The sequence below is a fragment of the Glycocaulis albus genome (genome assembly GCF_014639075.1).
Taxonomy (GTDB): domain Bacteria; phylum Pseudomonadota; class Alphaproteobacteria; order Caulobacterales; family Maricaulaceae; genus Glycocaulis; species Glycocaulis albus.
Genome location: NZ_BMFS01000022.1, coordinates 1 through 1097, shown reverse-complemented (window position 1 = coordinate 1097; position 1097 = coordinate 1). Strand labels below are relative to the sequence as shown.

General features: G+C 60.1%; 2 protein-coding genes. Both read right to left on the bottom strand.

Annotated elements, in window-relative coordinates; all coding sequences use genetic code 11:
• On the bottom strand, nt 1-636 hold a 636-nt coding region (locus tag IEV75_RS13810), incomplete at its 3' end, for a hypothetical protein (RefSeq protein WP_188453156.1).
• Between the two features lie 96 nt (nt 637-732).
• On the bottom strand, nt 733-948 hold the full coding sequence (locus tag IEV75_RS13805; protein WP_188453157.1) for a hypothetical protein: 216 nt from the start codon (nt 946-948) through the stop codon (nt 733-735).
• Nucleotides 949-1097: the final 149 nt, after the last annotated feature.

Below are 1097 nucleotides of genomic sequence, written 5' to 3'. Positions count from 1 at the left end.
GGTGATATAGGACGGCTCGAAAATCCCCACATCCCGGACGATCTCCAGATACCGGTAATGATAGGTCAGAACCTCGCCCGAGGGCCGCTCAAGGCGGGTCAGCAGGCGCTCAGGATTGCCAAGGGCATAAAGGGATTCATATCCCCCCATCTCGAACGTGGCCACGCTGCCATCGGCCGTCACATAGGTATAGACCGCTGACGGACCGCTGCCCGTGCGCGTCAGCGAGGCACCGCTCTGCTGGTCGGACACGAACACCGAGCCTGACAGGGTGAAGGTCTCCGCACGCGCCCCCACCATAACCGTGTAGGTGCTCCCATCCACCGTGAGCGCACCCATCGGGCTGTGAGCCCAGCCTGTCCAGTACGAGCTTGTGATCACGCCAGAATAGGACAGCCCGCCCGAGGAGGGATCACCCACCGAGATCGAGGGCGAACCGAGCAGGGCCTGGCCGGTCAGAAGATCGACCCCGCGTTCATCAACCGCGCTGAAAACCGGCGCTATCCCGCTCTGCGCCCAGGCCACAGGCGATGACAGGACCAGGACAAGTGCGCCAAGAAGACCCGCCAGCCGCCTGGCTGAAACCCCGTTCAGGCAGAGCTCCGCCCTGGCCAGCACACCGCCCCTATGCCCCATTTTCACAATCCCCGATGTAAACCCAGACAGTAAAACCAATCTGAAATTGAACAAACGGACGCAGGCCCGCTTGCCAGACACAAAAAAACCGGAGCCCTAAGCTCCGGTCACCTTCTTGCGGATGCGGTTGTGAGCCGCGTCATACTCATACTCGGTGCGGATGCCGTGGCTGACACCGCCAGACCGCTGGACATCCACCAGACGGCCGCGGGTGTCGTAAGTGTAACTCTCTGTCGTCGAACCGCCAGACTGGGCCGAAACCGACAGCGAAACCGCCAGAACAAGCGGCGAAACACACGAAAGGACAATCATCAACCCGCTCCCGCAACCGAACACCCCAAAGCGTCATGCAACCGCAGAGACCCGTCAAACAAAAAACACCACCGCAGGGAATATTTCTTATAACCACCCGAAAACATTAATGGTCCGCCTATAAAAGCAACCTCGGAAACGCCACCCAA

Coding starts and splice junctions, on each gene's coding strand:
- IEV75_RS13805 (WP_188453157.1), bottom strand. CDS start 948: ATGATTGTCCTTTCGTGTGTTTCGCCGCTTGTTCTGGCGGTTTCGCTG.